This window comes from Vibrio sp. Vb0349 (assembly GCF_033338975.1).
In genome coordinates, this window is the sequence record NZ_JAWOTS010000051.1 from 1 (window position 1) to 8,330 (window position 8,330).

At 45.4% G+C, this 8,330-nt stretch carries 7 protein-coding genes; 4 read left to right on the forward strand and 3 right to left on the reverse strand.

Annotated features, from left to right (window positions below; translation table 11 throughout):
- Positions 1-8 precede the first annotated feature (8 nt).
- Together srmB and R7Q47_RS22625 are read right to left on the reverse strand one after the other, a co-directional pair.
- Positions 9-1,232 (reverse strand): ATP-dependent RNA helicase SrmB, encoded by a 1,224-nt coding sequence (gene srmB / locus R7Q47_RS22620; RefSeq protein ID WP_005381797.1) that lies wholly within the window; start codon positions 1,230-1,232, stop codon positions 9-11.
- Positions 1,233-1,339: 107 nt separating this feature from the next.
- Positions 1,340-2,059, reverse strand: coding sequence for a tRNA1(Val) (adenine(37)-N6)-methyltransferase (locus R7Q47_RS22625; RefSeq protein WP_213969653.1), 720 nt, complete (start codon positions 2,057-2,059; stop codon positions 1,340-1,342).
- Positions 2,060-2,389: 330 nt separating this feature from the next.
- Here R7Q47_RS22625 and brnQ point away from each other — a divergent pair, with 330 nt between their 5' ends.
- Positions 2,390-3,700 carry a branched-chain amino acid transport system II carrier protein gene (brnQ, locus tag R7Q47_RS22630; protein WP_005381792.1) on the forward strand — a complete coding sequence of 437 codons (1,311 nt, stop codon included), beginning with the start codon at positions 2,390-2,392 and terminating at the stop codon, positions 3,698-3,700.
- Between the two features lie 85 nt (positions 3,701-3,785).
- Here the strand turns inward: brnQ and fldB are convergent, their stop codons facing one another.
- Complete coding sequence (gene fldB, locus R7Q47_RS22635) at positions 3,786-4,304, reverse strand: flavodoxin FldB (RefSeq protein WP_005381790.1); 519 nt, start codon at positions 4,302-4,304, stop codon at positions 3,786-3,788.
- Positions 4,305-4,461: 157 nt separating this feature from the next.
- Here fldB and xerD point away from each other — a divergent pair, with 157 nt between their 5' ends.
- From xerD to recJ, 3 genes are read left to right on the forward strand one after another with little or no spacing between them, the layout of a single operon-like run.
- Positions 4,462-5,379, forward strand: a complete 918-nt coding sequence (gene xerD, locus R7Q47_RS22640) for a site-specific tyrosine recombinase XerD (protein WP_238844418.1) — start codon at positions 4,462-4,464, stop codon at positions 5,377-5,379.
- A gap of 59 nt (positions 5,380-5,438) precedes the next feature.
- Positions 5,439-6,227 carry a bifunctional protein-disulfide isomerase/oxidoreductase DsbC gene (dsbC, locus tag R7Q47_RS22645; protein ID WP_005381786.1) on the forward strand — a complete coding sequence of 263 codons (789 nt, stop codon included), beginning with the start codon at positions 5,439-5,441 and terminating at the stop codon, positions 6,225-6,227.
- Between the two features lie 43 nt (positions 6,228-6,270).
- Positions 6,271-8,010 (forward strand): single-stranded-DNA-specific exonuclease RecJ, encoded by a 1,740-nt coding sequence (gene recJ, locus R7Q47_RS22650; protein WP_017821504.1) that lies wholly within the window; start codon positions 6,271-6,273, stop codon positions 8,008-8,010.
- The last annotated feature ends 320 nt before the right edge of the window (positions 8,011-8,330 follow it).

The following is an 8,330-nucleotide window of genomic DNA, read 5'->3' on the forward strand; positions in this document are numbered from 1 at the left end:
CAACAAGATTACTTCTTCTTAGCGGTTTTCTTTTTCGCTACTTTTTTCTTGTCGTCTTTTTTCTTTTTCTTCTTAAACACAGGCTTTTTGTGTTTAGGACGCATCTCTTTCACGAAACGCTCTTTGATGTCTTCTTTCACATAACGTGCAACGCGATCCATCATTGGTTGGTCGTGTGCTTCTACGATTGAGATAGCGTTACCTTTCTTACCTGCGCGAGCCGTACGGCCGATACGGTGAAGGTAAACATCAGCCGTGCGCGGCATGTCGTAGTTGATAACGTGTGATACATCCGGAAGATCGATACCACGCGCAGCAACGTCCGTCGCGAGCAGCACGTTCACAGTTCCATCGCGGAAGCGAGAAATCGCATTGTTACGACGATCTTGCGGCATTTCACCTTGAATCCAAGAACATGGAATCTGTGCACTTTCAAGCTGCGCTCGTAGCTCAGCCAAACGCTCACGAGTCTTTAAAAAGACGATAGTGCGCTCAGCTTGCTGAGTAATAATGTGTTTTAGTAATTCCAGTTTGTGTTCAGCATCATCAGCTCGGTGGTACCACTGAGCAATTTTCTTACGCTCACGCAGCGGCGATTTTGCATCAATCTCTGCTGGGTCATTCAACAGATCAGCGGTAAAGCCTTCTACGCCTTTCCCTTCTAACGTTGCTGAGAACAGAAGGGTTTGCTTACGCCAGCGACATTCGTTAGATAGGCGATCGACAGTAGGAGCAAAACCCATATCTAGCATACGGTCTGCTTCATCAAGGATTAACCATTCGATTGCACGACAATCAAAACGTTCTGCATCAATGTATTCTTTTAAACGGCCAGGTGTCGCAACCACAATGTCTTGTGTTGTTGCAAGGATGTCGGCGTGCTCTTGGTACTGAACACCACCAGTGATGGTGAAAATGTTGAGTTTGGTATTTTTTGCCAAAGCACGTGCTTGATCGGCAATTTGCATCGCCAGTTCGCGAGTAGGCGTTAGGATCAAAATACGCGCAGGCCCAGGCTTACGACGAGGGAAGTCTTGCAAGTATTGCAATGCTGGCAGGACGAAGGCGGCCGTTTTACCAGTTCCTGTTGGCGCTGACGCTAGAATGTCACGACCGTCCAACGCTTGTGGAATCGCTTCTGCCTGAATTTTTGTTGGGCGTTCGTAACCCATCTCTTCAATGGCTTCAAGTAGGTTTTGGTCTAGATCAAGTTCAGCAAAGGTTCTGATCACAATGAGTTCTCCACAAGCAAAGCTTGGTTAATGGTTCGCCACAACAGCATAGAATACAAAAAGGTCGCACATTATAAAGTGATTGGTGATAAGGATCACATGTTATTTCACATCTTAAGATAAAACTCGCGAGTTAACTGTATGAAATCATCACTATAGCCGTCATTTGAACGGATAATTAAATGTGACGTCTGCAAATCGCAAGGTCGTTTTGACAGTTCAAATAACAGTCGGTGTACTGGTTTCTTTTCTGATGGTTGCACACGACAGATCCGCGATAGATACCAACCTTGGTTTAATGCTAGCTCAATGAACTGCTCGCCTTCGGTGATTGGCAACACAAAACTAGCTCTCCCTTCGTCATCAAGCAAATGATAGCAACGCTGTAGCAATGCGTTATGGCCTAGCGTATCAGTGTGCCTCGCGGTTGCACGTTGACTGTGTTTCGATTGCTCGCCGCTGTTGAAGTAGGGCGGGTTACAAATGATGCGTTGGAATGGATGTGTCGGCGTAAAGTGCAGTATGTCGGTGTGATGCACACTTACACGATCTGACCAAGGAGACTGGGCCATATTTTTTTGCGCGGCAGCAACGGCTGTTAATTCGATATCGACCGCGGTTATTTGAGCTTCTGTAAAGCGTTGAGCACACATCAGGGCAAGCAGGCCAGTGCCAGTGCCAATATCGAGAATTTTAGCGTCGTTAGGGCTTTGAATCCAAGCACCAAGTATTACCCCATCTGTGCTGACTGGCATACCACTCTCGCCGCCCTCAATATAAAATTGCTTAAAATTGAAGCCTTTAGTTTTCAGTGTTTTGTTCTTCATGATTGTTTTATATTTGCTCAATAATTAAGTGGATTGCTCTATTGTTTATTAATTGTATAGATTGTTGTTTTGTTGGTTATTAAATTGTATTGTTAATTGATCGAGATAAAGAACTGGTCTGTTATTTGGATCTGGTTATATCCACTGCTTTTAAGTTTGAAAACTAAATTAATATGGTGTTTTTTTCTTAAAGGTTGCCAAATGATGAGTCTTTCGTCATTATGCGGCGAAAATTTTATAGATTGAACCACGTGTACTTATTGACTTTAGGTATACAAAAAGTGGTCTAAGCATACACAACATTCATTAATTAAAAGACAAGGGTTATCTGTGAAGCAGACGTTAAAACTAACAGATATTATCGCAGTAGGCTTTATGCTATTTGCGTTCTTTTTAGGTGCGGGCAATATTATCTTTCCACCTCTAGCGGGTCAGTTAGCGGGTGAAAACTTAATGCCAGCTATGTTTGGTTTCTTGCTAACAGCGGTAGGTCTACCTCTTATTACTATCGTTGCTATTGCTGTTGCTGGTGGTTCTTGGGATCACTTGACGCAAGATCTTCCGAAAAAAGCGGCAGTTCTTATGGCTGCACTGATTTTCATCATCATTGGTCCTGCGTTTGCAGCGCCTCGTACTGGCCTAGTGGCTTACGAGATGGCGGTGAAACCTTTCTTCCTTGAGGCGTCACAAACGCATCTGACAGCGTTCTCAGTGATCTTCTTTATCGCAGCGATGATGTTCTCATGGTTCCAAGGCCGTTTGATCGATCTTATCGGTAAAGTACTGACACCAGCATTGTTTGTTGGTTTGATCATTCTTGCTGTCGCTGTCTTCCTTGATCCTCAGGGCGATATGATTGGCGCGCACGGTGAATACCTAACGCAGCCTCTGACCAAAGGCTTCTTAGAAGGCTACAACACAATGGATACGTTCGCGTCATTGATGTTTGGTATGCTGATGGTTGATGCACTGCGCGGCAAAGGCATTACTGAGCGCTCTGCAACTACTAAATATCTGATCTATGCAGGTTGTATTGCTGCTGCTGGTCTTGCGTTTGTTTACATCTCACTATTTTACTTAGGTGCGACGAGTGCAACGGTTGCTGCTGGTGCTGATAATGGTGGCCTAGTGCTTAGCCAATACGTTCAAGCGTTGTTTGGTCCATACGGTCAAATCGTTCTGTCTGTCATCGTATTGCTAGCGTGTCTGACAACCGCGATTGGCTTGATTTCTGCGTGTTCAGATTTCTTCAGCTCGAAAACACCACTGTCATACAAGCAATGGGTACTGATTAATGGTTCTGTTTGTGCATTGGTTGCAAACGTTGGTCTTGCGCAGCTGATTTCTCTGTCAGTGCCAGTATTGTTTGCGCTGTACCCTGTGGCGATTGCGTTGGTTGCACTAACATTTGTGCGCAGCAAACTGCCGAATCCACGCTTTGCTTACCGTGCAGTACTGCTTGTATCTCTGCTGTTTGCGTTGGTTGATGCGGCAAAAGTATCGGGTATTGATGTTTCTGCGTTTAACATGTTGCCACTATTCGAAGTCGGCATGGGTTGGGTGCTTCCAACATTTGCGGCTATCGTGTGCATGTTCTTCATCGCGAAACCTCGCCCAGAGCTAGCACAAGAAACCGCGTAATCACTTCGCGTTATCAAGATAATAAAAAGCCCGATGAATTACTTCATCGGGCTTTTTACTTTTTAATGATGACGTGTTTGCGCTATTAAAGCGTGTCGTGGAATTCCACAAGAACTTGTTCACACCATTTTTCGATGCGTTCATCACTCAGTTCGTACTGTGAGTCTTCATCTAACGCAAGTCCAACAAACTTGCTGCCATCTTCGATCAATGCTTTCGATGCTTCAAATTCGTAGCCTTCATTTGGCCAGTAACCGATAAAGGTTGCACCTGTGGCTTGCAATTCATCGTGAAGTAAGCCCATCGCATCTAAATACCACTCTCCGTAACCTTCTTGGTCACCCAGACCAAACAGCGCTACAACTTTGCCTTTCAGTGGCGTGGTCGCGATGTCTTGCCAAATCGCGTTCCAATCTTCTTGAATTTCACCAAAATCCCAAGTTGAGATGCCAAGGAGTAATAAGTCGTAGTCCGCCATTAGTGATAACGGTGTCTCTTTCACATTGTGAATGTCGACAAGGTCTTCACCAATAAGGGTACGAATTTTCTCTGCTGCCATTTCGGTGTAGCAGGTCGTTGAGCCGTAAAAGAGTCCGATTTTCATTATATTCGTCGTTATTTGTGTTGCTGTTGTGGAAGATTCTAACCATAAATTGAGGAAGATTGCAGCGAATATCCTATGTGGGATGATTTTTTATGGTATTGGATTGGCAGGTGCTTTAATCTAAATACTGTAAATATAAACAGATAAGGAAGCATTCATGACGGCACAACAGCCTGTCAATCAACAAGATTTTTCGCTTGTTGAGCAATTCTTAGATGCGATGTGGATGGAGCGTGGCCTATCAGAGAACACGTTGACTTCCTACCGAAACGATTTAATGAAGCTGCTCGTGTGGATGGAAAAACATCGATACCGTCTTGATTTTATCAGTTTGTCTGGCTTGCAAGAATATCAAAGCCACCTTGTAGACTTAGATTACAAACAGACGTCCCGTGCGCGTATGTTGTCGGCTATTCGTCGTTTATTTCAATACCTGCATCGTGAGAAGGTGCGTGCTGATGACCCGAGTGCGCTCTTGGTTAGCCCTAAACTGCCACAACGTTTACCCAAAGATATTAGTGAAGAGCAAGTGGACGCGTTGCTCGAAGCGCCAGACCCGAATGACCCTATAGAATTGCGCGATAAAGCGATGCTAGAGCTACTCTACGCGACAGGGTTGCGTGTGACAGAGCTCGTCAGTTTGACCATGGAAAATGTTAGCTTGCGCCAAGGGGTGGTGCGCGTGACTGGTAAAGGTGGTAAAGAACGCCTGGTTCCTATGGGGGAAAACGCGGTCGATTGGATCGAGACGTTCATTCAACAAGGGCGCCCTGCGTTACTTGGTGATACATCATCTGATATTGTTTTTCCTAGTAAACGCGCAAGACAAATGACTCGTCAGACGTTTTGGCACCGTATTAAGTACTATGCTTTGATAGCAGGGATTGATACTGATCAGCTGTCGCCGCACGTACTGCGGCATGCCTTTGCCACGCATTTATTGAACTATGGCGCAGATCTCAGGGTCGTACAGATGCTTTTAGGACATAGTGACTTATCGACCACGCAAATTTATACTCACGTGGCGACTGAACGATTGAAGCAGATCCACAGTCAACACCACCCAAGAGCGTAACAATGGTTAGATTCATCCATGTCTTCTTGGAAAAACGATTTTACATTAAGGTGAATTTCATGAGCGTATTACGCCGACTAACTCTGCTGACTTTACCATTTTTTGTTACCGCTTGTGGTGCAGAAGAAAGTCAGGCTCAAACGGAGACTCCTGCGCAACAAGTAGCGCCAGCTGCACAAAGCGGCTTTGATGAAGCAGCATTAAAAACTAAGTTCTCAAAGCTTGGTTTATCTATCGTTGATATTCAACCATCAGACGTCGCTGGCTTATTGGAAATTCAAACCAATGGCGGGATCCTGTTTGCTTCAAATGATGGTAGCCACTTTATCGCCGGTACGCTTTATGCCATTAATGATGATGGCAGTTACAAAGATGTCATAGCAGAGCGTCAAGCGCCGCTTAACGCCGAGAAAATTGCGCAGTTCTCCGATAGCATGATCGAATACAAAGCCGACGATGAAAAGTACGTTGTGACCGTATTCACTGATATCACCTGTGGTTACTGTGTGCGTCTGCATAGCCAAATGCAAGGCTATAATGATCTAGGTATCACAGTGCGTTACATGGCTTACCCTCGCCAAGGTGCAACTGGCCCTGTGGCAGAGCAAATGGCAACGATTTGGTGTGCTGAAGATCCGGCGTCGGCAATGCACAACGCGAAAGTGAATCGTACATTTGATAACCCTGCGAAAGACTTAAAACAGTGTAAAGAAACCATCCAGGCGCATTACAATCTAGGTCGCCAATTGGGTATTTCTGGTACGCCAGCAATCTTCTTACCGAATGGCGAAATGGTTGGTGGCTACCTACCACCTGCAGAGCTATTGAAACGTTTAAAGCAACTATAATCCATTAGGAGCAGAGCCGGCAAAGTTGTCGGCTCTTTTAAGCATGATAGAAATTCAACGACGTCCTGAACCTGATCTTTCCCTTCTTCCTGATTCCATTCCTCCGATTCTTAAACGTATCTACATCAACCGTGGGATAACGGATCTTTCACAATTAGAAACGTCGGCCCGTGGGTTGCATTCATATCAAAAACTCGGGGGGATTGAGCAAGCTGTCGATCTTTTGTTTCAGGCGATAAAAGAACAAAAACGCATCATCGTTGTCGGTGATTTTGACGCTGATGGCGCGACAAGCTCAGCATTATCAGTGCTCGCGCTGCGTATGCTTGGTAGTCACAATGTGGATTACCTAGTGCCAAATCGTTTTGAAGACGGCTATGGGTTAAGCCCAGAAGTCGTTGACCAAGCCTTAGAGCTTGGCGCTGAGATGATCATGACGGTGGATAACGGCGTCTCATCAATCGAAGGCGTGCGTTACGCAAAAGAAAATGGCATTACTGTGCTCGTTACCGATCACCACTTACCAGGACAAGTGTTGCCTGATGTGGATGCAATGGTGAACCCAAACCTTGAGAGCTGTAGCTTTCCATCTAAAGCGCTTGCGGGTGTAGGGGTCGCGTTTTATCTCATGATGGCACTATGCGTTCATATGCGAAAACACAATTGGTTTGCAGAACAGGGGATGCAAGAGCCCAAGTTGATGGAATTGATTGACCTTGTTGCACTGGGTACCGTCGCCGACGTCGTTCCATTGGATGAAAACAACCGCATTCTTGTACACCAAGGCTTGCAACGTATTCGTGCGGGCAAAGCGCGTCCTGGCATCCAAGCATTAATTGAGGTCGCGAAGCGCGATGCGCGTCGTTTAGTTGCGTCCGACTTTGGCTTTGCTTTAGGTCCACGTATTAACGCAGCAGGCCGTCTTGATGACATGTCTTTCGGTGTTGAACTGCTGATGTGTAACAACATCCACGCAGCTCGTCGCATGGCAAGTGAATTGGATGGCTTGAACCAGACTCGTAAAGAGATTGAAGAAGGCATGAAGCAAGAAGCGATGGCTTTCTGTGAGCGCCTTCAGTTTGGTGAAGGCAATGAGCTTCCTTATGGCTTAGCCTTATTCCAACGTGATTGGCACCAAGGTGTGATTGGTATTTTGGCTTCGCGCATTAAAGAGAAGTTTCACCGTCCAGTCATTGCATTTGCTGATGGCGGAGAAGGGACGATTAAAGGCTCGTGTCGTTCTATTCCGGGGCTACACATGCGCGATGCGTTGGATTTCATCGACACGCAAAACCCGGGTTTGATCATCAAGTTTGGTGGACACGCCATGGCAGCAGGCTTAACGATTAAAGAGCAGGATTTTGAGCGTTTCAGTCGTTTGTTTGATGAAGTGGTAAAAAAGGAACTCGATGAAGCGGCGCTAAAAGGCGTGATCATGTCAGATGGCGAACTTAAGCCGGAAGAGTTCTCTATGCATGTTGCTGAACAGCTGCGATCGGGTGGCCCTTTTGGACAAGCTTTCCCAGAGCCAATCTTTGATGGTGAGTTTAAAGTACTGCATCAAAAGCTGGTGGGTGAGAAGCATCTTAAATTGATGTTAGAGCCGCTTTATAAAGGTCACCCTACCAATGTGATGATCGACGGTATTGCATTCAATGTTGATCTACGTCGATGGCCAGATGCATCGGTTAAAACAGTACGTCTCGCGTATAAGCTGGATGTGAATGAATTTCGTGGTAATCAATCATTGCAATTGATGATCGACCATATCGAAGCTAAGTAATACCTAGATCAACCTTTCTTATAGAGTACGGTTGCCCCTAAGTGGGCGTAAAATTTTATGACCGTGCTCTCTCTCACCGCAATCTGATTTCTCATCCGAAATTTTCCTGTATCTCGGTCACATTTTTCAGTAGAATTTCTCGGTTAAATTCTATTCTAAAATGTTGAGTAAACATGTTTGAAATCAATCCAATTAAAAACCGTCTGCAGGACGTGTCTCAGCGCACAAATGTCCTGAGGGGGTATCTTTGACTATGACGCGAAGAAAGAGCGTCTAGAAGAAGTCAACGCAGAACTTGAACAACCAGATGTATGGAACGA